Here is a 24,723-nt window from a genome sequence, read left to right as displayed (position 1 = left end):
TGAATTAATTTCACTACTATGGCTTCTGCTGACTTCTTGCGGCTAACCTTTTTCGACTGTACCAATGTACATCCGCAAAACCTCCCAGGGTAAGGCAACTATCTTTCCTCTTTTACTCGCCTGATTTACTCCATAAAGTTACGCACATCTTTTTGGACTTTGACTTGTTAAGGAGTCTCATCCCTTCATAAAGCCTTAGTATCAGATTTCTGTTCGTCGAGCCAAGATTTTATTCCACGCTTCCTCCAGCCCTTACCTCACGGTAAGTATCTTGCGCTTCCTTAGCGGTTGGTCGATGTGTACCCCCACAGTGGACTTTCACCACCTAGATAGTTGCCATGCCTGGCACACTTAAAAAAGAGCCCTCATAAAAATGAGAGCTCTTGATTATTAACGGCTTCCTTTGATATAGTGCGTACCACTTGCTTTTGGTGCATCGGCCCGGCCGATGAAACCAGTTAACGCTAGTACAGTTAACACGTAAGGAGCAATTAACAAGTACACGTTTGGAATTTCTTTTAAGAACGGTAAACTTGAACCAATGATACTGATACTTTGAGCAAAACCAAAGAATATGGCTGCACCCATTGCACCAAGCGGATGCCATTTACCAAAGATCATTGCTGCTAACGCCATAAAGCCTTGACCACTGATCGTAGAGTGGCTGAAGTTAGATGTAATGGATTGTGCATAAACTCCGCCTCCAATACCGCCAAGTGCTCCTGAAATAATAACACCAAGATAACGCATTTTTGTCACGTTTATCCCCATGGTATCTGCCGCCATTGGATGTTCCCCTACGGAACGGAGACGAAGACCAAAAGGTGTTTTAAACACAACATACCAAACGATAATGGCAACAATAATTGCTAAGAAAGATGTCCAATAAGTGTTTTGGAAAAATATTTTACCGATAACCGGGATATCCTTTAAGACCGGGATATCAATTTTATTAAAGCCCTGGCTGATAATGTCAGTTTCACCTTTATCATAGATAAGCTTGACAAGGAACAATGTTAAACCTGAAGCTAATAAGTTAATCGCCACACCTGAAACTGTATGATCGGCACGGAATGTAATGGCTGCAACGGCATGTAACAATGAGAATATGGCACCAGCTACCATTGCAACGATAATGGCAATCCATGGAGTCCAGTTACCGAATGTATCAACAAACGTAAGGTTAAATACAATGGCAGTAAATGCCCCAATAACCATTAAACCCTCAAGACCAATGTTTACTACCCCAGAACGCTCTGAAAAGATACCGCCTAATGCAGTGAAGACAAGAGGAGCAGCCCATAACAATGTGGATGGAACAACAATCATTAAGATTTCCATTAAGCTCATCTTACTTCACCTCCTTCTTACTGAATCGATCAAGAAACACCCTTATTATATAACTTGAAGCAACGAAGAATACAATCAAGGCAATAATGATATCTACCAGTTCGTTCGGAACTCCCGCTTCAAGCGGCATGTTCAATGCCCCTACTTTTAATGCACCGAATAGTAACGCTGAGAAAAATACACCTATGGAAGTATTTCCACCAAGCAAGGCAACAGCAATACCATCAAATCCTACACCGGTAAACCCGCCTTTAACTGTGGCATAACCGAAAGTTCCTAACCCTTCCATAGCTCCTGCTAAACCAGCAAATGCGCCTGCAATAACCATAGAAAGGATTATATTTTTATTGACACTCATTCCTGCGTAGTGCGCAGCATGCTGGTTGAAACCAACTGCGCGTAATTCAAAGCCTCTTGTTGTTCTTTCAAGTAAAAACCACATAACAAAACAACCGATAATAGCTATTACAATCCCCCAGTGTAATCGGGAGTAATCTGTAATACTTTGTAACCAGTCTGATCTTAAGGACGCAGATTCTTTGACCAAGTCCGTTTTATCCTTATTATCAGTGATAATATTTTTAATAATGTAATTCGTAACGTGCAAGGCGACGTAGTTCATCATAATGGTTACGATAACTTCATGTACTCGAAAGCGTGCTTTTAAGAAACCTGGGATAAATGCCCATAAAGCACCTGCTGCCATCGCCGCTAAAATGGCAAGCGGTAAATGAATAATTTTAGGAAGATCAAAGGCTACCCCAACCCAAACCGCTGCGAGCCAGCCGACTAAGAATTGTCCTTCAACACCAATATTAAATAAACCTACTCGAAAAGCAAAAGCCACGGCTAAACCGGCTAGAATATAAGGTGTAAACTGTCTGACTACTTCCCCAACATAATAAGATTCCCCAAAAGCCCCGTTCCATAGTGCCGTGAAGGCCGCCACGGCATCGTAACCACTGACTACCATAATAATGGTTCCGACAATAATCCCTAATAAAACGGCAATAATGGGTGTTAAAATATTATTAAAACGTTTAAGCATTCGAGTGTTCACCTGCTTCCTTTCTATTTGACCCAGCCATCAACAAGCCAAGCTCCTGTTCTGATGTTTCTTTTGGATTGACAATGGCAACGATTTTCCCCTCATAGATAACAGCAATACGGTCACTCACGTTTAATATTTCATCCAGTTCGAAGGAAACGAGCAAAACTGCTTTCCCATTGTCGCGCTGCTCAATAAGACGCTTATGAATAAATTCAATAGCGCCAACGTCCAGACCACGCGTAGGTTGTGCTGCAATCAGCAGATCCGGATTCCGATCAACTTCACGTCCAATAATTGCCTTTTGCTGGTTTCCTCCAGAAAGTGCACGAGCCAATGTATATTCGCTAGGTGTCCGAACATCATACTCGCTAATTAACGTTCGAGCTTTTTTATAGATTTCTTTGAAATTTAAAACCCCGCTTTTTGAGTACGGTTTTTTATTATAAGTTTGTAAAACCATGTTCTCGCCAATAGGGAAGTTTAAGACCAAGCCATGCTTATGACGGTCTTGTGGAATATGCCCCACACCGGATTCCGTAATTTTTCTCGGCGTTTGGTTGATTATATCTTTGCCGTTTAATTTAATGCTGCCGCTTTCTGCCTTCCGTAATCCTGTGATGGCCTCAATAAGTTCGGTTTGTCCATTTCCATCAATACCAGCGATACCAACAATCTCACCAGCATTCACTGAAAGATTAAGATCATTTACAATATTGATTCCACGGGGATCTTTTACAACTAAATTTTGAACCTCTAGTACACCCTGCCCAGGTTTTGCTTCAGCCTTTTCTGTTTTAAAGACTACTTCACGTCCCACCATTAAGCTCGCAAGTTCATTCGGATTCGTTTCACTTACATTCACCGTTCCAATCCCTTTACCCTTACGAATAACCGTACAACGATCGGCTACCTCCATAATCTCTTTTAATTTGTGGGTAATGAGAATTATAGATTTACCTTCTTTTATAAGCGTTTTCATAATTTGCATAAGCTCTTTAATTTCTTGGGGTGTCAGCACGGCAGATGGCTCGTCAAAAATGACAATTTCAGCTCCACGATATAATGTTTTTAAAATTTCTACCCTTTGCTGCATTCCCACGGAAATATCAGAAATTTTTGCTTGAGGGTCAACAGCTAACCCGTACCGTTCAGAAATTTCACGAACCTCTTTTTCTGCTTTTTTAAGATCGATTCGACCGCCAGTTGTAATCTCCCGGCCAAGAATAATATTTTCCGTAACTGTAAATGTATCGACAAGCATAAAATGCTGGTGAACCATTCCGATTCCTAAATCATTAGCAATATTAGGGTTTGTTATTTTAACAGGTTTCCCTTTGACCCTTATTTCGCCTTTTTCCGGCTGATATAGTCCAAAAAGGACATTCATTAAGGTGGATTTGCCTGCACCATTTTCACCAAGTAATGCATGAATTTCGCCCTTCTTTAATTGAAGGGTAATGTTGTCATTCGCAACGAAACCGCCAAATTCTTTACGAATGTTGAGCATTTCAATTACAAAATTCATCTTTCTCACTCCCTGCGATAAGATAAAAGGAAATTTTGACCAATAGTAGTAAGAGGTCAGACCTTTCAGATTTTTAAAAAAACAGGGATTATCTCCCCACTAAAATCTTAAATGAAAGGTAGAAAAGGTTTTCTACACTTCAGTTAGGATTTCATTAAGAAGGAATAAGCAGGAGTGATGCCCCGCTTATTCCTTTATATTATTTTGCACTAAAAGTTTTTAATTCAGCACGTGTGCCAGGAACTTTTATAGCACCAGATTTAATTTTGTCAGTCCAGTCTTTTACAGCCGTTTCAATGGCAGCTTTATTTGGAGCTTTGCTGTTAATAGGCGCTAAACCAACACCGTCTTCTGCAAGTCCGTATAATGCAACTTTTCCACCAGGGAAGTTCCCATCTTTTGCTTTTGTTGAAACGTCGATAACTGCATTGTCAACTCGTTTAAGAGCGGAAGTTAAGACAATATCAGGACCCATGTTTGCTTGGTCACTGTCAACTCCGATTGCCCAGATTTCACGAGAAGGATCTTTTTTCTTAAGGTCATTAGCCTCTTTAAATAAACCAACACCTGTACCGCCAGCAGCGTGAAAAACTACATCTGCCCCGGAAGAGTACATTTTCGAAGCAATGGACTGTCCAAGTTCTGCTTTGTCAAATGCACCAGCGTATTGAATGTCAACAGTCGCTTCTGGTTTTGCCGCCTTCACACCAGCTACAAATCCTGCTTCAAAACGTTCAATAACAGCTCCTTCGACACCACCAATAAATCCAATTTTATTGGATTTTGTTGTCATAGCAGCTGCAACACCCGCAAGGAATGAAGCTTCTTGTTCTTTGAATAGGATACTAGCAACATTTGGCTGATCTACTTCAGAATCAACAATAGCGAAGTGATGATCTTTTTGTTGCTTTGCAATTTCTTCAACAGCACCTTGCATTAAGAAGCCGATTCCGAAAACTAAATCAAAATCTTGACGTGCAAGAGTGTTTAAGTTGGTAGCATAGTCGGCATCAGATTTGGATTGAACGTAATCATATCCGCCTTTACCTTTTTCTAGGCCATTATCTTTACCAAATTTTTGAAGACCTTCCCAAGCAGATTGGTTAAATGATTTGTCATCAACACCGCCAACGTCAGTAACCATTGCTACAGAGAATGCTTTCTCTTTGTCTCCACCTTTAGATGTATCTTTGTTGTTATCGCTTTTTCCACATGCACCTAAAAGTGTCCCAGCAGCAAGAACTAGAGATAGCGTCATTCCAATGTTACGCTTTTTCAAGGTATTGTACCCCCTAAGAATGTTTGTTTTTATTTCTGTTTGATTAGGTAGAAATGTTTTGAAAGTTTACGTGTTTACGTTTACATGTATTAAAAAAAATATTAAAATCTTTTTCTTAATACATGAAAACTAAATTTATCCGCTTTGAAGTAGTTTACCGAAAACAAGACAGGCTCATCCATTTCATCAAAGTGCATCTGTTTCAAAACTAACAGAGCAGTTTCAGGTTCACATTCTAAAATTGGGGAAATTTTTTCATGATAGCCTATTGGCTCAATATGAGCCACAGCGTATGTAATTTTGCGATTTGCCTCTTCTTCTAGAATTTGAAAAATGGATTCTTCCTCATGGGAAAATGTCTCAGGCAAAATGCTTTCAGGAACCTTATCAATACAATAAACAACAGGTTCTCCGTTTGCGGTTCTAACTCTCTCCATCACGAAAATCTCCTCACTAGTAGAACATGAGAAACGTCGAACATCCTCTTCGGTAGGTCCTTGGGTTGATGAACTTAAAAAAATAGTTCCTGGTTTCATTCCAGCTTGTTTAATCATGTCAGTGACACTATTTAGATGTTCAATCCCAGAAGTAAACATAGGTCTTGCGTTAACAAAGGTACCAACACCATGGCGCCTGATAATAACGTTTTCCTCTTCAAGAATACGAAGTGCTTCCCTAAGAGTCGCTCTGCTTACCCCCAGTTGTTTAGCAAGATCGAATTCTGATGGCAGCTTTTCTTTTTCTTTATATACCCCATTTTCAATATCCTGCTTCAACCGATCGATTACTTGTAAATATAAGTGCCGGTTATCTGACTTTATTGACATGCTGCTTCCTCCAGCCTTTTTCCTAAGACATCAGACATCTGATATCATTCCTACTAATCGGATTTATATTAACATTTTTTCTTGGATAAATAAATAGGAATATAAAAATTAGTCGAAAAAAGGAGATAAATATGCTGACATTTAGGATGCCGCTTACAATATACCCAAAAATCGACTTAAGTTATGTCGAAAAACGCTGAAAAATGAAAAAAGTATGATTAATTATAATCATTTCCACCTACTACTATAGTATCAATTTTTCTTAAAAATAGTCTAAAAAAAAGAGCCAAGCGGCTCTTTTTTAGTGTTTTAAGATGTCTCTCTTTAAGTTTGGGTCTTTATGTCCCTGTGAGTTTAGAGGTTTATGAACTCTGCTCCTCTTTTGGTTTTGCCTGCAATACGGATCGAGGTTTACTTCCTTCATATGGACCCACCACACCTCGAGCCTCCATTTCATCGATAAGGCGGGCAGCCCTTGTATAGCCAATTCTAAACCTCCGTTGAAGCATCGACACAGAAGCCGTTTGCATTTCAATAATTAACTCTACTGCCTCGTCATACAAATCATCATCAACGGCGCCAGTAACCTCTGGAATATCATCTGGTATCATTTCTTCTTGGTATTGTGCCTTTTGTTGAGAAATGACAAATTCCACTGTATCCTCTACCTCTTGGTCTGAAAGAAATGCCCCTTGCACCCGAACAGGTTTTGAAGCACCAACAGGCAGGAATAACATATCCCCTCTTCCGAGCAGTTTTTCTGCACCGCCCATATCAAGGATGGTCCTAGAATCGGTTGCGCTTGAAACGGCAAAAGCAATTCGTGATGGAATATTCGCTTTAATAACTCCCGTAATGACATCTACGGATGGGCGTTGTGTGGCGATAATTAAGTGAATACCGGCTGCACGGGCCATTTGAGCTAATCGTGTAATGGAATCTTCCACGTCTGAAGATGCAACCATCATTAAATCAGCCAACTCATCAACAATGACGACAATAAACGGTAACAATGGCTGCTTATCATTTTCCTCGAGATTATGTTTTCTGACATAATCATTGTATCCTTCAATATTACGTGTACCAGTATGGGAAAACAATTCGTACCGTCTTTCCATCTCGCTCACTACTTTTTTCAATGCCTGCGATGCTTTTTTTGCATCTGTAACTACTGGTGCAAGTAAATGCGGAATGCCGTTATAGACATTTAATTCTACCATTTTAGGGTCAATCATCATTAATTTAACTTCATGCGGCTTTGCTCTCATCAAAAGGCTTGTGATAATTCCATTAATACAAACACTCTTTCCGCTTCCAGTAGCTCCTGCAACAAGCAAATGGGGCATTTTATTTAATTCGGCAAGTACCGCTTCCCCTGTTATATCCCTGCCAAGTCCTATTAATAGTTTTGCATCAGGCTTATCATTTTGGGTAGTTTCTAGTACCTCTCTTAAAGAAACCATTGCTACCTCCGAATTTGGCACCTCAATTCCTATCGCGGATTTCCCAGGAATAGGAGCTTCAATCCGAATCCCTTTAGCAGCAAGTGCCAAGGCTATGTCATCACTCAAGCTGACAATTTTACTAACTTTAACGCCCACATCTGGATGAACCTCGTATTTTGTCACAGCTGGTCCTAAATGAACTTGGGTAACACGGGCTTTTACACCAAAGGATTGGAATGTACGTTCAAGTTTAGCGGCATTGGCGTGAATTAATTCATATTCACCACTTTGATCTGTTTTCCTTGGTGCTTTTAATAACCGGAGCGGTGGTAATTCGTAAGACACATTTTCCACTGCGGCTTCAGTAAACGAAATTGGCGGAGTATTGTCATCATCCTCGTCTTCTGTTTTACTCTTTTGCTGTTTCCCTTTGGCTTCTTCTGGTTCAGGCTGAGGACTAACGGGCTCTTCTCCATAAGCCCGGTCCGCAAAACTAGAGATAATTGGCTCAGGAATAATGGTTTCTTCCTGTTCCTGAACCTGGTTGTTGATCACAGGGGCCGGTTCACTTCGACTTCGACGGTTTTCTTTTTCTTTTTGCTTCTCGGCAATACGCTCATTCCGGCGGTCTGTTTGTTTTTGTTTCCATTCAGACATATCTAACTTAAATGCTTCCCATTGTCCTTTTGAAAAATCAATCAAAGTAATGATGATTTTACCAATAAAATCACCAAAAGATTTACCAGTGAGTAAGATAATTCCTATAATAATAAAAATAAATGCAATAATTTTTGTACCTGTCTCTGCAAATAGATAGTGAAATACAGCAAATAAAATGGCTCCGAGGATTCCTCCGCCCAGGTCAGTGGTGCTGGTCTCCCCTCTAAGTTCCATCATAAATAACTCCCATGTATTACTAATAACACTTGGGTCTTTAAATTTTCCATCGTTTGTCAGTAAATGAAAAAGTGTGACATGACTTAATAAAAGGATGGCTGCTACAATAAAATAGGTGCCAACTAACTTTATATGAAAAATAAAAGGAATACTGCGTTTCCACATTAAATAAACACTCAATATAACTAGGCCTAAAAGGCCAAGCATATACCATTCTCCCATCCAAAAACGAAAGAATAGAACGGTGGCTTTTCCAACTGCTCCTAACTTAGCAATCGAAATGATGGCTAAAGCTAAAATAGCTAAAGCAGTTAATTCATATTGAACGGTTTTTTTTAAATGATTGTCTCTCTTTTTTGGTTGTCTTCTCTTTTTTTTGGCCATCTAATCACCTTGTACTATATTTTAGTCCCCTAAATTTAACCAAACTCTTAAAACTAAGTCTCCATTTATGTATAAAAATGAGCAGCCCAATGCTGGCTGCTCTTTTTCTCCTTTTATAATTATACCATATTCTACTATTACAATGCCGATAATCCGCTAAGGTTAGCGAAAGAAATTTTTGCTCCTGGACATAACTGGTCATTCATATAATGCTGTGGGTCGGTGCTTAAAATACGAACCACTTGAACATGTTCAGAGTCTGTTGGTTCTACTAGCATTTGAACCCCCTGATAAGTAATCATCTTTTGTTTACTCTCAGCTTCCATTTCGGTTGGAAAAATGAGTTCATTTGGCATCATCGTATAAAGAATCATTGAATCATTCCCTCGTTTTTACTCTTTTGAAGTTCAATCATTTCGTTTAATTTTTTCATTGCTGGCCCAAGGCCGCCAACTTCATCAATTAATCCAGATTTAACAGCATCCACACCAATCACATTTGTACCGATATCCCTTGTCAGGTTTCCTTTCGCAAACATTAGATCTTTAAAGTTTTCTTCTGTAATTTTCGAATGCTTTGTTACGAAATTTACTACCCGTTCCTGCATCTTATCCAAGTATTCAAAGGTCGCAGGAACTCCAATCACCAGTCCTGTCAGGCGGATAGGATGAATCGTCATGGTAGCTGTTTCGGCAATAAATGAATAATCACAGGATACAGCAATTGGCACGCCGATGGAGTGTCCTCCGCCAAGGACAATCGAAACGGTTGGTTTTGAGATAGAGGCTATCATTTCTGAAATAGCTAATCCTGCTTCGACATCTCCGCCAACCGTATTCAGAATTATGAGGACCCCTTCGATTTTTGGGTTTTGTTCAATTGCCACAAGCTGTGGCAGTAAATGCTCATATTTGGTTGTCTTATTTTGAGGAGGCAAAGCCATATGTCCTTCAATCTGGCCAATTATGGTTAAACAATGAATACTAGAATCAGTTGAAAGCTGAGGAACATTCGTTTGTCCCAGCTGTTGAATTTTTTCTATTAATGGAGAAGTTTTTTCCTCTTTTTGAGGCTCTTGTCCTTCTTGTTTACCGGTATCATTGTTGAGGTAATCGTTATTCATCCTACTACTCCCTTCAAGCACGTTATATTTTTAGTATTTACCTATGATAAAATTTCATGCTCAAATTATAAAAAGGCACCGGTTCATTAAACCAGTGCCTTTTTGTGTTAGACTTCCATGATAATCGGGAGGATCATTGGGCGTCTTTTTGTTTTTTCATATAAAAATCGATTTAATTCATCTCTTATTTCCTGTTTTAAACTTGCCCATTCAAACGTACTTTTTGCTGTATTTCTTTCCACAATGTCATGTACTAATTTTGTAGAATCATCCATTAACTTTTCTGACTCCCGTACATATACAAAGCCCCTTGAAATAATTTCAGGTCCAGCGGCAATCTTCTTTTCTTGCTTTGTCAATGTGACAACAACAATCAGAATGCCGTCTTGAGATAATAGCTTACGGTCACGTAAAACAATATTACCTACATCACCTACACCAATCCCATCAATCAAAACGTTACCCGATGGAACTTTACCTGCAATTCCAAAACTGTCTTCTTTCCATTCAACAACATCTCCGCGGTCAGGAATTAAAATCTGTTGATCCATTAGACCACATTCCAATGCTACTTTCCGATGTGCCTTCAACATTCGAAATTCACCGTGTACAGGGATAAAGAACTTCGGTTTCATTAGATTAATCATGAACTTCAATTCTTCTTGGCTCCCGTGACTTGATACATGAAGCGTACGTTTGCCTGAAATCACATGTGCCCCAGCTCTAAACAGCATATCAATCGTTTTAAATAAGAAGACCTCACTACCTTTTAATGGAGAGGCAGCAATTAAAACAGTATCACCCTTCTGGATATTTAACAGTTTATGTGATTGCTTGGCCATCTTCTGCAATGCCTCAATCGGTTCACCTTGACTCCCTGTCATTAATACAACAATTTCCCGATCCTGGTAGTTTTTAATTTCACTAACTGGGATAATTACATCTTCATCTACTTCCAAATATCCCAAATCAAGGGCTATATGGAAAATTCGCTCGAGGCTCTTCCCAACAACGGCAACTTTACGTCCATTCTCAGTTGCGGCATTAAAAATATGCTGAATCCGATTTATATCTGATGCAAAACAAGCGGCAATAATCCGCCCAGGCGCATTATAAAAGGCATTTGACATTTCCCGTTCAACGATTGCTTCTGAAGTCGAATAACCAGGGATTTCAGCTTCAGTACTATCAGATAAAAGACACAATACTCCTTGATCTCCAATAGAAGCCATCTTCCCAACTTCTGGTTTATATAACTTGGCTGCACCTTGGTCAAACTTAAAATCTCCAGTATAAACAATAATCCCCTCAGAGGTATGAATACAAACCCCAACTGAGTCCGGAATGCTATGATTCGTTCTGAAAAAACTAGCTTGTACGCTTTCTAATTCCACGATTGTGTCCGAGTTCACCTCTATAAAATTAGCTGAGCCATCAAACTCTTGCTCTTTTAATTTTGCATTAGCAAGAGCAAGGGTAAGTTTCGTACCATACACAGGGGCATCAACATGACGAAGCACATAAGAAAGAGCACCAATATGATCTTCATGACCATGTGTTAAAAAAATCGCCTTTACCCGTTCCTTATTATCCCGTAAGTATGTTAAATCAGGTATAACCATATCGATACCAAGCATTTCTTCCTCGGGGAACATTAAGCCAGCATCAATAATAAATATGTCCTTGTCCACCTCAACAAGATACATATTTTTTCCGATTTCTCCTATACCACCAAGTGCAATAAACTTAATGGAAGTATTCTTTTTCTTTATCAATTTCCGTTTCCTCCTATGCTGACAATGAATAGATACTGCATATAAAGCCAAGTGAAGCTACCGGTATTGAACACAAAACAAGATACGGTTCTCCACTTTTCTATCGCCGACCCAAGATCAGTTATGATTATTATACTTGATACCTGAAAACCTTTACAACCAATAATCATTATTTTAGGAAACATAGCAGCTTAAAAAGTAAAAAAGAGCCAACCGAACAGAACATTCGATTAGCTCTTGATCATTTATAGGCTTTTGAGTAGAGATGTAAGAGTAGACCTTTCTTGTTCTGTTAAACCAACAAGCGGAAGTCTAACGGGACCGACATCCAACCCTTTTATTTGTAATGCAGTTTTAACAGGTGCTGGACTAGGAGCAGCAAAAAGACCTTGCATGAGTGGAAGCAAATGTTGATGTAGTTTTGCCGCTTTTGCATTTTCCCCATCAAAAAATGCTTTTACCATTTCCTGCAATTCATTTCCTATCACATGAGATGCTACGGAAATAACCCCAGCACCACCAATTGATAGAACCGGGATCGTTAAACTGTCATCTCCACTGTAAAGGGCAAAATCTTCTGGCGTATTGGCAATAATGTGTGTCATTGCATTTAAATCGCCGCTTGCTTCTTTTACAGCCACAATATTAGGGATTTTTGAGAGTCGTACCACTGTTTGAGGCTGGATATTGACGGATGACCTCCCCGGAATATTATAAACCATCATGGGAAGTGTTGTTGCTTCCGCAATTGCCTTAAAGTGCTGGTACAACCCTTCTTGGTTCGGCTTATTATAATAAGGGCCTACTGCCATAATGGCATCAACACCGAGCTGCTCCGCCTTTTTTGTTAATTCAATCGAGGCATACGTATTATTACTACCCGTACCAGCAATTACTGGAACACGCTTTTTTACAGCCTTTACAACATGATCAAATAGAGCCAGCTTTTCTTCTTTGGAAAGCGTAGGTGATTCTCCGGTTGTTCCTGCAATTACAAGGGAATCAGTGCCATTTTCAATCAAATAATTAACCAATTGAGTGGTTTTTCCAAAGTCAATATGCCCTTTTTTATCTAAAGGGGTTACCATCGCTGTTGACACTCGCCCGAAATGAACCATTTTTGTACTCCTTTCAATACAAACGGAACCTATCCGTTGTATCGCATCATTCCATTTCAAAACTTTGTTTTTCTCGGATTCGCATTCTTAGAGATTATACTCCACTGTTTCTTCTTCTAATTGAAAGGCATCGTGCAAGGAATTTACGGATTTGACTAAGTCTTCCTGTTTAACCAGTACCCAAATAGTTGTATGGCTGTCTGCTGATTGTAAAATACGAATTCCATGATTTGATAACGCTGTGACAATTTTAAAGGTTATTCCTGGTACACCGGCGATTCCTGCACCAACAACTGAGACTTTCGCACAATGGCGCTCTACCACAGGTTCATGACCTAATTCTTCTAAAACCTTTAATGCACGATCGGTCATTTCATCTGTAACTGTGTAAACCACACCGTTTGGAGAAATATTGATAAAGTCAACGCTGATTTTTTCATTTGCCATTGCTTTAAACACTTCTGCCTGCAGGTTATATTGATCCTTTTTAGCAAAGACCTTTATTTGTGTTACATTTGATACATGTGCAATCCCTGTTACTGTCCGTTCTTTAATGTCGCTTCCCCGATTTTCTTTATTTATAGAAGTGACCAGTGTCCCAAGTGAATCAGAATAGGTGGAACGAATTCTAATCGGCACTTTTGCCTGCATGGCAATTTCAACCGCTCTAGGATGAATCACCTTTGCCCCTTGATAAGCTAAGTTACATACTTCTGTATAGGTTACAACAGAAAGAGGCCGGGCATTTTCTGCAATCCGCGGGTCGGCTGTCATAATGCCTTCTACGTCAGTAAAGATATCAATCCATTCAGCGTTCAAGGCCGCACCTAATGCTGAAGCAGATGTGTCGCTGCCTCCACGTCCAATGGTAGTAACATCCCCATTTTTGGCCGCACCTTGGAATCCTGCTACAACGACAACATCACTCGTCTCTAATTCCCTTAGAATTCTTTCGCATTTCATTTCATTAATTTTAGCGTTTGTATGGTCATTATTGGTACGGAAGCCTGCTTGTGCTCCTGTTAAGGCTGTGGCATTAATTCCGCTCTCTAATAGCATATTTGTAAAGACAATGCTCGAGATAACCTCTCCACAAGATAGAAGAAGATCATGTTCCCGCTTTGAAATTTTGCTAAGATTGCCGCCAATTAATGATAGTAGTGTATCTGTTGCATATGGGTCTCCTTTTCTACCCATTGCTGAAACGACGACAACTACTTTGTAGCCTTCACTTAATGCTTTTTCAATATGACGTTGAGCATGCTTTCTGCTTTCTTCATCTTTAACAGATGTTCCGCCAAATTTTTGAACAATAATTTTCATTTAACACCAAACCCTGCCTTTATGATGTAGCTTATTTAACTAGACCTAATTCTACTAACTTTTCAGCGATTTGTACTGAATTCCAGGCAGCTCCTTTAAGTAAGTTATCTGAAACAACCCACATATGGAAGCCGCGGTCTTCATCAATATCTTTTCTAATACGTCCTACAAAAACATCATTTTTTCCTACACAATTTGCAGGCATAGGATAAACTTGGTTAGCTGGATCATCTTGTAAGACCACTCCTGGAGCATCCTTTAATAATGCTTTGATTTCCTCTGCACTCACTCCATCAGTTTCCACTTCAAAGTAAACAGATTCTGAGTGACCAACAGCCACAGGTAGTCTTACACAAGTTGCTGAAACCTGTAAATCCGGAAGATGCATGATTTTCTTCGTTTCATTAATCATTTTCATTTCTTCAAATGTATACCCGTTATCTTGAAATTTATCAATTTGTGGAATTGCATTAAATGCAATTTGATAATGATTTTTGTCAGCTTTTACCGGTAAGATTTTTGGTTCAACTGTCTCTCCGGCTAAAATGGATTTTGTTTGCTCCATTAATTCCTCCACAGCAATAGCACCTGCACCAGAAACTGCTTGATAAGTAGAAACAATAACTTTCTTCAAGCCGAATTTTTTACGGATTGGCTCTAGTGCAACTACCATTTGAATGGTAGAGCAGTTCGGGTTAGCAATGATACCATTGTGCTCATGCAAATCTGCTTCATTAACTTCAGGTACAACTAATGGCTTATCGGCATCCATTCTAAATGCACTAGTGTTGTCCACGACGATAGCACCGCGTTTAACGGCCTCTGGAGCAAGCTCTTTAGATACATTTCCGCCTGCACTAAATAAAGCGATGTCGACTCCTTCAAAGCTTTCAGGTTTTGCTTCTTGAATAGTTATTTCTTGACCATTTACTTCAACTACTTTACCAGCCGAGCGTGCTGATGATAGTAGGGTAAGTTTGCTAATTGGAAAGTTTTCTTTCAATAATGTTTGGATCATTTGCTGTCCAACTGCTCCTGTTGCTCCTACTACTGCGACGTGAAATCCTTTTTGCTGACTCATCTTCTAGTTCCCCTTTCAATCCTGCACTGAATCATTAGTGGTTATTTCTATTATTCACATCAGAAGGGGCTGCCCCCTCTGATGAAAGATTAATTTATTTTAACATATTCTTATTAAGAAATAACCTTTTTTAATGAAAGTGGGGAAATTTAGTCAGAATCTCTATATCTCTCCACTAACACAGGCTGGATTTGTATACCTTCAAGGGCAGCTTCTATGGTTTGTGATAGCAATGTCATTCTGGCAACCATTGAATTAGGCTTTTTGACTGGATCGTCTTGACCATATGGAATAAAGAATATATTTTTTGTCGCCATTAACCGCATTAGATTGACCCCGTTTAATCCAAGAGCATCGTTCGTTGAAATCCCAAGGACAACTGGTTTTAAATTTCTAAGCGTGGCTTTAGCAGCCATTAATACAGGGCTATCATTCATAGCATTCGCAAACTTACTCATTGAAACACCTGTTAAAGGAGCAATGACCATGCAATCGAGAGGGATTTTTGGACCTAATGGTTCTGCTTTTACAATCGAATCAATAACCTTATTTCCTGTTAAGTCTTCTATTCTCTGAACCCAATCTTCCCCCTTGCCAAAACGAGTATTTGTATTTTGAACGGTCGAGGTTACCACGGGCATTACCTCTGCACCGGCTTGAACTAATTTTTCTATCTCCGGGAATACAGCATCATACGTACAGTGTGAGCCCGTTAGACCAAAGCCAATTCTTTTACCTTTTAAACTCATTTAACTTTCCCCTTTCGCTTTCTTAAATCCTCCTGAAGCAGCTGGGCTAAAACATTGGCAAGAATTTGACCTGCCGTTTTTGGTGCAACAATTCCTGGTAATCCGGGAGCCAGGAGTGCTTTTATCCCACGTTTCTCAGCATATCTGAAATCTGTCCCTCCAGGTTTTGATGCTAAATCAATAATGAGAGTATGGGCAGGCAGCTTAGAAATCACCATTGCCGTTACTATTAAATGTGGTGCTGTATTAATTAATATATCGGTATCTTTTACTTCATTGACAAGATTACTTAGGTGGAATGGGGTAAGACCCATTTCTGTAATCCTTGCTAAATGCTCGCTTTTTCTTGCTCCAACCTTAACCTTTGCGCCAAGTGCAGCAAAGGTTCTTGCTACACTCATACCAACCCTTCCTAACCCTAATACGGCTACGTTTGAACCATGAATCGTAAAATCTGTATGCTGGATGGCCATCATAATCGTTCCTTCGACAGTTGGGATTGAATTATAGATGGCGACATCATCCCTTTCAAATAATTGAATGAGGGTTCGTTTTGCCTCTTTTGTTATTCCATTTAAATAGGAGTTACTAATGCCTGAAAAGATGGAACAATGTTCAGGAGTTTTGCTTAGGATTTCACCCGTTAAAATAACCTTTTCGTTCGAAAAGATGGTTTCTACCTGTCCTTCTAGATTTGTACCCGGCACAGGTAAGATCAGAGCATCCATATTTGAAAAATCCACTTCGTCCAGCTTTTCTTTGACCGCACCGGTGAAGGCGTGATCAAGCTGTTCAAAGCCAATAAGCGATAATCTCGCATCTAATTCAGTTAACCTACGGATGATTTCCAGCTGTCTGGCATCACCGCCAATTACGGCTATCTGCATCCCTGTCAGCATGAAAACATTCACCTTCTTTTTTTTATAAATCCAACTAGGAATTCCTTTTACTGTTATCACTTCAACATCTTATGTAAGATTACATGATTCGGTGAGTTTTCCATGAAAGGAAATAAAAAAAGCCCAAGCAAATGTCTTTTTGCTTGGGCCTCCCCTTAATCCCTGTTCTCTTCTGGGACATCAATAATAATCATATCTGATCCTATTTTTTTTATATGCTGCCATGGCACCCTGATTTCCTCCCCTTGTTTTCTAAAACCAAACCATTTTAGTGAAGGAATGAGAAGTGCCTGGATTTGACCAGTGTGTTCATTAATTTCTAAATCTGTTTGTCCAAGTACCCCTAAACGCTCTGCCTTTTTAACATCGACAATTTCTTTGCCGCTTAACTCACTTAATCTCATTTCACTACACCTCCACAAGCAGCCCTTTGTATTAGTGTATAAAGGAAGGACAAATTTTAGAATAAGAAAAAGAGGTATCCAATGAATGGAATACCTCTTACGATCAAGCTAATTTATTAGGAAATTCACCAGTTGGGCTTATTAAAGTTACAGAGTATTTATCAGTAAATATGGATCTTGCCATTTCATCCACACTCTTTTTAGTAACTGAATCAATCTGCTCAATGATTTCATCAAGAGAGCGATGTCGTTTTAATAGCAGTTCGTTTTTACCATTCCGGCTCATTCGGCTATTGGTACTTTCTAAACTTAACATTAAACTGCCCTTCAGTTGTTCTTTACTATTCGTCAGTTCCTTTTCAGTGATTCCATTTTGTTTCAGTTTTTCCAGTGTCTCTTGAATAGTCTCAAATAAAAGATCAAGCTGTTTAGCACCCGTTCCTCCATACACGGTTAAAATTCCACTATCCAAATAAGAAGAATGATAGGAAAATACAGAGTAGGCTAAACCTCGTTGTTCACGTACTTCTTGGAACAACCTCGAGCTCATGCTTCCGCCTAAAATATTATTGAGGGTAACTAAACTATAAATATCCTCGTGGCCTACTTTCAATCCTTCAAAACCAATACACAAGTGGGCTTGCTCTGTGTCTTTTTTTCTAGAAATTTGATTTGAATGAAAAACCGGGATATTCTCTTCAGTAGCCCTTGAATCTCCCTGATAGGAGCCAAAATAATTTTCAACATCCTTGATAAAACTCTCAGATACATTTCCTGCAATGGAAATGACTACATTTTCAGGTGTATATCGTTGTTGGATATATTCCTTTAATGACTCCCCAGTGAATGTATTCAAGGTCTCCTCTGTTCCTAGAATCGGATATCCTAGTGGATGATCTTCGAAAACTGCCCTGCTCAACAAATCATGAACAATATCATCTGGCGTATCTTCATACATCTTAATTTCTTCCAAAACCACATTTCTTTCCTTATTTAACTCCTCTTCCACAAAGGTGGAGTTAAAAAACATATCCGCTAACACATCTAATGCAAACTTGGAATGTGTATCTAGGACTTTTGCATAATAACAAGTATATTCCTTTGATGTAAAGGCATTTACTTGACCGCCAATACTATCAAATGATTCAGCAATTTCCTTTGCTGATCTTGTTGTTGTCCCTTTAAAAAACATATGCTCAAGGAAATGGGATATTCCGTTTGTTTTAGGATCCTCATCTCTAGAACCTGTTCCAATCCATACACCTATTGCAACCGATCGTACGGTAGGGATATTTTCTAGAACAATTCTTACTCCATTTTGGCAAGTGTACTTATTAATCATCGATTTCCTCCTGTCTATACAGCGAAACTTCAAACAGCAGGAGTACCATCCCCTACTGAGTGAACTTATTGGACCTTTATAGGCAGCTGCCCCCCACCTATAGATTGTTTCCAAATGTTGCATTCATGCTTTTGTAAAAAGGACTAAACTAAAGACACTATAACTCCAATTATTTATTATACTTTCTAAATTGTATTTTCTCCAATTTCTGAGATATCTTGCCTGAATTATTTTATTATTCTTTCCTCATCCATTAATTCACTAACAGTACCTATTTGTAAATTCTTCTTTTCTATAAGGGTAATTAACCGATCTAAAGATTTTGCTGTAGATTCTGTTGGGTGCATTAGAACCATAGACCCTTTGTCAATTTTTGAGATGACACGATTAATCAAAACTTCAGGAGACGGCTTTCTCCAATCAACTGTGTCTACTGTCCACATAACGGTTTTCATGTTTAATTCATTCGCTATTTTTACCGTTTCATCCCTATAGCTTCCACTTGGGGGTGCGAACCATACGCATTTTTCGCCAGTAGCTGCTTCAATAATTTCATTTGTTTTGATGATTTGTTCTCTTGTCTTTGCAGCAGTCAGTTTACTCATATCTGGATGGGAATAAGAATGATTTCCTACCTCGTGTCCAGCGCTAACAATCATCTTTGCCAGTTCGGGATTTTTCTTTGTCCAGTTCCCTTCTAGAAAAAAGGTGGCCGAAACATTATGCCTTTTTAATGTTGCAAGCATGTCAGATAAATATTCATTTCCCCAAGCTACATTAATAATGAAAGAAACCATTGGTTTATCTGGGTGGCCCTTATAAATGGGAGAGGGAGGCAAATTGCTGAGATGAACCCTTGGCTTAGTTTGGACAAACACAAGTTTTTGTTCATCAAATTGGCCTTTTTTCTTCATCTTTTTATAAGATGCTTCTATATCAACTTTAAGACCATTATACCCAGGAATGGCCTTCCAGACGGGATCAATTTTTGCATCGGAAGGTGGGACTTCATATGTATGCGAGGTTTTAGATATTTTTTGATAAAGCGAATCTGTCTGTTTTACAACTGGTATTGCAGATTCTGTTAATGAAGCTATATAGTTTTCAACAATAGGATTGTTGACGGAAAACCACGCAGCCAAACAAATAAAGATTAAAATATTTACCTTTTTCATCTACCATTCCCCCTTCCATAAAGATTATGTCTAAGGGGGACAAGGTAGAACATCGAAAGGGTTTAACTGTATGAACTTTCTTATAACGTATTGCAAAAAAAGTCAGGGAATCCCTGACTTTTTTTCGTAAATACACACTTTTAGCCTTATTGTTTTTCTTCTGCCTTTTCACGCTGTTCTTTTAATACAACTTTACGAGAAAGGTTTACACGGCCTTGCTTATCAATTTCAGTAACCTTCACCAAAATTTCATCGCCAATTTTCACTACATCTTCTACTTTTCCTACACGCTCTTCAGCAAGTTCAGAAATATGAACAAGTCCGTCTTTGCCAGCGAAAATTTCAACAAATGCACCAAACTTTTCAATCCGTTTGACTTTACCAAGGTACATTTGTCCAACTTCCACTTCGCGAACAATGTCTTCAATAATCTTTTTCGCTTTTTGGTTCATTTCTTGATCTGCTGATGCAATGAAAATGGTACCATCCTGCTCAATATCAATCTTAACACCAGTTTCTTCAATAATCTTATTGATTTGTTTACCGCTTGGTCCAATAACATCACGGATTTTATCTGGGTTGATTGTCATTGTTAAGATTTTTGGTGCAAATTTTGAAAGTTCTGTTCTTGGTTCTGAAATGGTTGCGAGCATGGAATCTAAAATATGCATTCTTCCTACTTTAGCTTGCTGCAAGGCTTCTTCTAAGATCTCACGGGAAAGACCTTCAATCTTAATATCCATTTGAAGAGCCGTTACTCCTTTAGCTGTACCGGCAACCTTAAAGTCCATATCTCCAAGATGGTCTTCCATACCTTGAATATCAGATAAAACCGTATAATGCTCACCTGATTTAACAAGGCCCATGGCAATACCAGCAACAGGAGCTTTAATTGGTACACCGGCATCCATCATAGCTAATGTACTTGCACAGATACTAGCTTGGGAGGTAGAACCATTGGATTCTAGTACCTCAGATACGAGACGAACCGTATATGGGAAATCCTTTTCAGATGGAATAACAGGCTCAAGAGCACGTTCACCAAGTGCACCATGTCCAATTTCACGTCGGCCTGGGCCACGGATTGGACCAGTTTCCCCAACACTGAAGGATGGGAAGTTATAGTGGTGCATGAACCGTTTTTCTTCTTCAATTCCTAAACCATCAAGAATTTGAACATCTCCCATGGCACCAAGTGTACAAATACTCAAAGCCTGGGTCTGTCCACGGGTAAATAATCCAGAACCGTGCGTACGAGGTAAGATGCCTATTTGAGATGATAATGGACGAATTTCATCGATTTTACGGCCGTCTGGACGAACCTTTTCCACCGTAATTAATCGACGGACTTCTCCCTTAACGATCTTGTCCAAGATTTGCTTAACCTGCTTCAGATCTTCATCTGTTGCTTCTTGTTCCTCGTATCTTGCAATCACTTGGTTTTTAACTTCTTTAATAGCATCTTCACGGGCATGCTTTTCCTGGACTTGAATGGCCTTTACCATATCAGCTTCACAGATCTCTCTAACTTCTGCCTCAAGCTCTTTATCGATTTCATAAAGAATAATTTCTCTTTTTTCTTTTCCAATCTCGGCAACAATTTTCTCTTGGAATTCAATTAAACGTTTAATTTCGTCATGTCCGAACATGATAGCTTCAAGCATAACTTCTTCAGGAACTTCCAGCGCTCCCGCTTCTACCATGTTAATGGCATCTTTTGTTCCTGCAACTGTTAAGTGGATATCACTTTTTTCTGCCTGTTCCACAGTTGGGTTAATAACAAATTCATTATTTACACGCCCAACTACAACACCTGCGATAGGCCCCTCAAATGGAATATCGGAGGTGCTGAGCGCTAAGGATGAACCGAACATAGCCGCCATTTCAGTTGAACAATCTTGGTCCACACTCATGACAATACTGATGACTTGGACATCATTTCGGAACCCGTCTGCGAACAGCGGGCGAATTGGACGGTCAATTAAACGGCTTGCTAAAATAGCCTTCTCACTTGGACGTCCTTCCCGTTTAATAAATCCGCCAGGGATTTTACCAACAGCATATAGACGTTCTTCGTAGTTAACTGTTAATGGAAAGAAGTCGAGGTTCTTAGGTTCTTTTGATGCAGTGGCAGTACTTAATACAGCCGTATCTCCATAACGGACTAAGACTGCGCCGTTTGCTTGCTTGGCCAATTGTCCGATTTCAACGGTTAACTTCCGGCCGGCCCACTCCATAGAATATTCATGTTTTATTTGTTCCATATTTTTACCCCTCTCTAACTAAATCCTTAGAAGGATGATACGAAAGAAAGACTCTCGGTTAATCATCAAACTAATTACTCATATAAAAAAAGCCTTTAAAGCTTGTTGTTTAAACCAAATTATTTATAGTATGGACAAAAAAGCTTAGACTTAAAATTATGTATAAAAAATGTTTTTTTGCTAACAAAAAAGCGGGAAAAATCCCGCTTCTGTTAACTAACGACGTAGACCAAGCTTATTAATTAATACACGGTAGCGTTGAACATCTTTATTACGTAAGAAAGTTAAAAGATTACGACGTTTACCTACCATTTTCAAAAGACCGCGACGTGAGTGGTGATCTTTTTTGTGTGTACGTAAGTGCTCGTTCAAATTATTGATTGATTCTGTAAGGACAGCGATTTGAACTTCTGCAGATCCAGTGTCGCTCTCATGAGTTTTGTACTCATTGATAAGTTCGTTTTTACGTTCTTGAGTGATTGCCATCCGGTTCACCTCCTAAAATTTTCATATCCCCTGTTACCGAGCAAGCGTCGGAGACTCGACTTGCCAAGTAAAGGTTAGTTTTAATACGTATTTAAGAATACATGGTTTTACGTCAAAATGCAAGTTAAAACCTGAACATTTGTAAGAAATCCTTCTTTTTAGCAGCCAGATTAGGAAGATTGTCGATTTTTAACAAAGTAAGATATGGCATTTTGTTTATCTTTTTCAATTTGAGCAACCAATTCGTTAATTCCCGCAAACTTTTGTTCTTTCCGAAGATAAAGATGCCATTCAATCACTACCTCTTTGCCATAGATATCTTCGTTAAAATCAAACAAGTGCACCTCAACAGAGAGTGTTAGTGATTCTTTATTAAAGGTAGGTTTATAACCAACATTACACACTCCGTCATACCATCTATTATTCACCTTTAATCTTACTGCATAAACACCAGTTGGAGGGATAATATATTCATCGTATAAACCAACATTGGCAGTAGGAAAACCAATTGTTCGACCTCGTTTATCCCCATGTCCAACAACCCCTGAAGTCATATAAAATCTTCCAAGAAGACTTGGGAGTTCGATGGTCTGTCCCTCACTAAGAAGATGGCGGATTCTTGTTGAACTGACCTTTTCATTTCCTAGAACAAATTTTGGTACAACAGAATAAGTAAATTGATCACGTGAATGAAATGGCAGGGTCTCCATTGTTCCCTTTCCCATACGGCCATAGGTAAAGTCAAAGCCAGCAACAACGTGTTGAACATTTAGGCCGATGACATATTGATCAATAAACTCCTGTGGCAGGAGAGAGGCGAATTCTGGAGTGAATTCTACGATAAATAAGTAATTAATCCCTACTTCTTCAATAATTTTTACTTTTTCCGATAATGGAGTAATGTATTGGACATGCTTCGTAGTTTTCCCTAACACTACTGAAGGATGGGGATCAAATGTCATAACTGCACTCAACAAGCCTTTCTCGTCCGCTTGTTTCTTTGCCTCGAGTATAACCTGTTGATGTCCGAGATGGACCCCGTCAAAATATCCTAAAGCTATCGCTAAAGGGGGAAACTCTATATTTTCTATACTAATTGGATAACTTAGCCTTACTACTTCCAATGAGACTCACCTTTTCTATTCTGTACCTTTTTATTAAATCTCGTTACGTAATACCTTAACGGGTTTAAGGAAATCTGGTTTGCTAGGATGTTTAGCATAAATGGCCAGTGCTGTTCCATCATCCGTTTCAGCAATCATCGGTCCGTTAATTGTTTTTAAATGATCTGGTGTTACTAACAATGCACCATTTTTCACTTTCTCTGCTACTTTATCATTAATCCTTAATTTCGGCAAATGGGAGAGTGCTGTTTCTAACGGTCTTAATACATTAGAAATCGTCCCCTCTTCCATGTGTCTTTCTACCTCTTCAAATGTCAGACAATCGTCCAAAGAAAAACTGGCCGATTGGATCCTTTGTAGATAAGACATGTGGGCTGGGTACCCAAGTTTTTCCCCAATCATCACAGCCAACGTTCTGATATAGGTCCCTTTACTGCATTGAACCTGAAACCGAAATGAAATCGTCTCTCCTTCAAATTGTTTCCGCTCATCAAGTAAATCAATGGAGTAAATCGTTACATTCCTTGTTGGGCGTTCTACCTCAATGCCTTTTCGGGCATATTCATAAAGCCGAACTCCTCCCACCTTTACGGCTGAATACATTGGCGGTGTTTGTTCAATTTCTCCTGTTAGTGATTGTAACACGTTCATAATTTCTTCTCTTGTAATGACGCGATTAACTGTTTTTCTTTCAACTTCTTCACCAGAAGCGTCTTCGGTTGTCGTTGAATACCCAATGGTTACTTCACCTAAGTAAGCTTTACCTGCATCTGTTATGTATTCAGCCACCTTTGTCGCTTTACCAATACAGATTGGAAGGACGCCAGTAACGTCAGGATCCAATGTACCTGTATGCCCCACCTTTTTCGTTTTTAATATTTTGCGCAGTCTGAATACACAGTCATGTGAGGTTAGTCCAGCAGGCTTATATAATGGTAAAATCCCTTCCATTTCACTTCTCCTTCCTATATTTTGGTCTATCATTTTGGCTGTGTAAAATTTGCCCGATGATTTTCGCTCCAGGCACTTCGCTTTCCGCGGGCGGTCCGGGGAGCCTCCTCGGCGATGAAAGCGCCTGCGGGGTCTCCCCTGCTACGTACTC

Annotated in this window: 21 protein-coding genes; all 21 read right to left on the bottom strand. The window is 39.3% G+C overall.

Annotation, left to right across the window (positions count from 1 at the left end; translation table 11 throughout):
• Positions 1-390: 390 nt before the first annotated feature.
• Positions 391-1,350, bottom strand: coding sequence for an ABC transporter permease (locus CVD27_RS08515; RefSeq protein ID WP_101647466.1), 960 nt, complete (start codon positions 1,348-1,350; stop codon positions 391-393).
• A 1-nt stretch (position 1,351) separates the two neighbouring features.
• The gene (locus CVD27_RS08510; protein ID WP_101647465.1) at positions 1,352-2,398 is read right to left on the bottom strand and encodes an ABC transporter permease; all 1,047 of its coding nucleotides are present in this window, start codon (positions 2,396-2,398) and stop codon (positions 1,352-1,354) included.
• Positions 2,391-3,926, bottom strand: coding sequence for an ABC transporter ATP-binding protein (locus tag CVD27_RS08505; protein WP_101647464.1), 1,536 nt, complete (start codon positions 3,924-3,926; stop codon positions 2,391-2,393). The genes CVD27_RS08510 and CVD27_RS08505 overlap by 8 nt, the downstream gene beginning before the upstream one ends.
• A 199-nt stretch (positions 3,927-4,125) precedes the next feature.
• The gene (locus tag CVD27_RS08500) at positions 4,126-5,205 is read right to left on the bottom strand and encodes a BMP family lipoprotein (protein WP_101647463.1); all 1,080 of its coding nucleotides are present in this window, start codon (positions 5,203-5,205) and stop codon (positions 4,126-4,128) included.
• A 101-nt stretch (positions 5,206-5,306) separates the two neighbouring features.
• Positions 5,307-6,032 carry a GntR family transcriptional regulator gene (locus CVD27_RS08495; RefSeq protein ID WP_101647462.1) on the bottom strand — a complete coding sequence of 242 codons (726 nt, stop codon included), beginning with the start codon at positions 6,030-6,032 and terminating at the stop codon, positions 5,307-5,309.
• Between the two features lie 362 nt (positions 6,033-6,394).
• Positions 6,395-8,758 (bottom strand): DNA translocase FtsK, encoded by a 2,364-nt coding sequence (locus CVD27_RS08490; RefSeq protein ID WP_101647461.1) that lies wholly within the window; start codon positions 8,756-8,758, stop codon positions 6,395-6,397.
• Between the two features lie 137 nt (positions 8,759-8,895).
• On the bottom strand, positions 8,896-9,132 hold the full coding sequence (locus CVD27_RS08485) for a YlzJ-like family protein (protein ID WP_101647460.1): 237 nt from the start codon (positions 9,130-9,132) through the stop codon (positions 8,896-8,898).
• Complete coding sequence (locus tag CVD27_RS08480; protein WP_101647459.1) at positions 9,129-9,881, bottom strand: ClpP family protease; 753 nt, start codon at positions 9,879-9,881, stop codon at positions 9,129-9,131. The genes CVD27_RS08485 and CVD27_RS08480 overlap by 4 nt, the downstream gene beginning before the upstream one ends.
• A gap of 107 nt (positions 9,882-9,988) precedes the next feature.
• Positions 9,989-11,656, bottom strand: a complete 1,668-nt coding sequence (locus CVD27_RS08475) for a ribonuclease J (RefSeq protein ID WP_101647458.1) — start codon at positions 11,654-11,656, stop codon at positions 9,989-9,991.
• 245 nt (positions 11,657-11,901) lie between these two features.
• Positions 11,902-12,774, bottom strand: a complete 873-nt coding sequence (gene dapA, locus CVD27_RS08470; RefSeq protein ID WP_101647457.1) for a 4-hydroxy-tetrahydrodipicolinate synthase — start codon at positions 12,772-12,774, stop codon at positions 11,902-11,904.
• A gap of 87 nt (positions 12,775-12,861) precedes the next feature.
• Positions 12,862-14,097, bottom strand: a complete 1,236-nt coding sequence (dapG, locus tag CVD27_RS08465; protein WP_101647456.1) for an aspartate kinase — start codon at positions 14,095-14,097, stop codon at positions 12,862-12,864.
• 31 nt (positions 14,098-14,128) lie between these two features.
• Positions 14,129-15,178: an aspartate-semialdehyde dehydrogenase gene (asd, locus tag CVD27_RS08460; RefSeq protein ID WP_101647455.1), complete on the bottom strand. Its 1,050-nt coding sequence runs from the start codon at positions 15,176-15,178 to the stop codon at positions 14,129-14,131.
• A 149-nt stretch (positions 15,179-15,327) separates the two neighbouring features.
• Positions 15,328-15,927 carry a dipicolinate synthase subunit B gene (dpaB, locus tag CVD27_RS08455; protein WP_101647454.1) on the bottom strand — a complete coding sequence of 200 codons (600 nt, stop codon included), beginning with the start codon at positions 15,925-15,927 and terminating at the stop codon, positions 15,328-15,330.
• Positions 15,924-16,826, bottom strand: coding sequence for a dipicolinic acid synthetase subunit A (gene dpaA / locus CVD27_RS08450; protein WP_101647453.1), 903 nt, complete (start codon positions 16,824-16,826; stop codon positions 15,924-15,926). Before dpaA ends, dpaB begins: the two co-directional genes overlap by 4 nt.
• Before the next feature lie 155 nt (positions 16,827-16,981).
• Positions 16,982-17,230 carry a YlmC/YmxH family sporulation protein gene (locus CVD27_RS08445; RefSeq protein ID WP_101647452.1) on the bottom strand — a complete coding sequence of 83 codons (249 nt, stop codon included), beginning with the start codon at positions 17,228-17,230 and terminating at the stop codon, positions 16,982-16,984.
• Between the two features lie 103 nt (positions 17,231-17,333).
• Entirely contained in the window at positions 17,334-18,572 is a 1,239-nt protein-coding gene (locus CVD27_RS08440) for a M16 family metallopeptidase (protein WP_101647451.1), read from the bottom strand.
• A gap of 227 nt (positions 18,573-18,799) precedes the next feature.
• Positions 18,800-19,747 carry a polysaccharide deacetylase family protein gene (locus CVD27_RS08435; protein ID WP_101647450.1) on the bottom strand — a complete coding sequence of 316 codons (948 nt, stop codon included), beginning with the start codon at positions 19,745-19,747 and terminating at the stop codon, positions 18,800-18,802.
• A gap of 146 nt (positions 19,748-19,893) precedes the next feature.
• Entirely contained in the window at positions 19,894-22,011 is a 2,118-nt protein-coding gene (gene pnp / locus CVD27_RS08430; protein WP_101647449.1) for a polyribonucleotide nucleotidyltransferase, read from the bottom strand.
• 216 nt (positions 22,012-22,227) lie between these two features.
• Entirely contained in the window at positions 22,228-22,497 is a 270-nt protein-coding gene (gene rpsO / locus CVD27_RS08425; protein ID WP_024026799.1) for a 30S ribosomal protein S15, read from the bottom strand.
• 170 nt (positions 22,498-22,667) lie between these two features.
• Positions 22,668-23,621 carry a bifunctional riboflavin kinase/FAD synthetase gene (gene ribF, locus CVD27_RS08420; RefSeq protein WP_101647448.1) on the bottom strand — a complete coding sequence of 318 codons (954 nt, stop codon included), beginning with the start codon at positions 23,619-23,621 and terminating at the stop codon, positions 22,668-22,670.
• Positions 23,622-23,654: 33 nt separating this feature from the next.
• Entirely contained in the window at positions 23,655-24,572 is a 918-nt protein-coding gene (gene truB / locus CVD27_RS08415) for a tRNA pseudouridine(55) synthase TruB (RefSeq protein ID WP_101647447.1), read from the bottom strand.
• Positions 24,573-24,723: the final 151 nt, after the last annotated feature.

Origin of the sequence: Neobacillus cucumis (assembly GCF_002860255.1) — a bacterium.
In the GTDB taxonomy this organism is placed as follows: domain Bacteria; phylum Bacillota; class Bacilli; order Bacillales; family Cytobacillaceae; genus Neobacillus; species Neobacillus cucumis_A.
The sequence above is the reverse complement of the archived record's forward strand: the minus strand, read 5'-3'. Positions and strand labels throughout refer to the sequence as shown.

Bases quoted from the DNA above. Each gene is read 5' to 3' on its own strand.
- pnp (WP_101647449.1), bottom strand. From the start codon at position 22,011: ATGGAACAAATAAAACATGAATATTCTATGGAGTGGGCCGGCCGGAAG.
- CVD27_RS08515 (WP_101647466.1), bottom strand. From the start codon at position 1,350: ATGAGCTTAATGGAAATCTTAATGATTGTTGTTCCATCCACATTGTTA.
- dpaA (WP_101647453.1), bottom strand. From the start codon at position 16,826: ATGCTGACAGGGATGCAGATAGCCGTAATTGGCGGTGATGCCAGACAG.
- CVD27_RS08480 (WP_101647459.1), bottom strand. From the start codon at position 9,881: ATGAATAACGATTACCTCAACAATGATACCGGTAAACAAGAAGGACAA.
- CVD27_RS08505 (WP_101647464.1), bottom strand. From the start codon at position 3,926: ATGAATTTTGTAATTGAAATGCTCAACATTCGTAAAGAATTTGGCGGT.
- CVD27_RS08490 (WP_101647461.1), bottom strand. From the start codon at position 8,758: ATGGCCAAAAAAAAGAGAAGACAACCAAAAAAGAGAGACAATCATTTA.
- dpaB (WP_101647454.1), bottom strand. From the start codon at position 15,927: ATGAGTTTAAAAGGTAAAAGAATTGGCTTTGGTCTAACGGGCTCACAC.
- CVD27_RS08440 (WP_101647451.1), bottom strand. From the start codon at position 18,572: ATGATTAATAAGTACACTTGCCAAAATGGAGTAAGAATTGTTCTAGAA.
- CVD27_RS08485 (WP_101647460.1), bottom strand. From the start codon at position 9,132: ATGATTCTTTATACGATGATGCCAAATGAACTCATTTTTCCAACCGAA.
- CVD27_RS08510 (WP_101647465.1), bottom strand. From the start codon at position 2,398: ATGCTTAAACGTTTTAATAATATTTTAACACCCATTATTGCCGTTTTA.
- asd (WP_101647455.1), bottom strand. From the start codon at position 15,178: ATGAGTCAGCAAAAAGGATTTCACGTCGCAGTAGTAGGAGCAACAGGA.
- CVD27_RS08495 (WP_101647462.1), bottom strand. From the start codon at position 6,032: ATGTCAATAAAGTCAGATAACCGGCACTTATATTTACAAGTAATCGAT.
- CVD27_RS08435 (WP_101647450.1), bottom strand. From the start codon at position 19,747: ATGAAAAAGGTAAATATTTTAATCTTTATTTGTTTGGCTGCGTGGTTT.
- rpsO (WP_024026799.1), bottom strand. From the start codon at position 22,497: ATGGCAATCACTCAAGAACGTAAAAACGAACTTATCAATGAGTACAAA.
- CVD27_RS08445 (WP_101647452.1), bottom strand. From the start codon at position 17,230: ATGAGATTAAGTGAGTTAAGCGGCAAAGAAATTGTCGATGTTAAAAAG.
- truB (WP_101647447.1), bottom strand. From the start codon at position 24,572: ATGGAAGGGATTTTACCATTATATAAGCCTGCTGGACTAACCTCACAT.
- dapG (WP_101647456.1), bottom strand. From the start codon at position 14,097: ATGAAAATTATTGTTCAAAAATTTGGCGGAACATCTGTTAAAGATGAA.
- dapA (WP_101647457.1), bottom strand. From the start codon at position 12,774: ATGGTTCATTTCGGGCGAGTGTCAACAGCGATGGTAACCCCTTTAGAT.